The following is a 252-nucleotide window of genomic DNA, read 5'->3' as shown; positions in this document are numbered from 1 at the left end:
CCAACTCACGCGCAATGCCCGAGCCAACCGCGATCCCCCGGTCGAAATCTTCCAGCTTCCCAACACCGGTGGCCGGGTCCGCGATACGCGGGATCGCCTCAAGATCGGGCAGGCTCAGCCCATAGACCTCGGCCACGTTCGAGCGGTCGCCGGCCGAAACCCTCACCTGCCCCCGCACCAGAGGCGCCGCCCGCGTCACCCCCGCGACCCCGGCAAGCTCGGCGGCAAGGGCTTGATAATCTTCAATTCGTC

Annotated in this window: 1 pseudogene; it reads right to left on the bottom strand. The window is 67.9% G+C overall.

Annotation, left to right across the window (positions count from 1 at the left end):
- A pseudogene (locus tag RMT89_RS44410) lies at nt 1-252 on the bottom strand (hypothetical protein); the annotation flags it as partial.

Source organism: Streptomyces sp. P17 (genome assembly GCF_032436805.1).
In the GTDB taxonomy this organism is placed as follows: Bacteria; Actinomycetota; Actinomycetes; order Streptomycetales; family Streptomycetaceae; genus Streptomyces.
The sequence above is the reverse complement of the archived record's forward strand: the minus strand, read 5'-3'. Positions and strand labels throughout refer to the sequence as shown.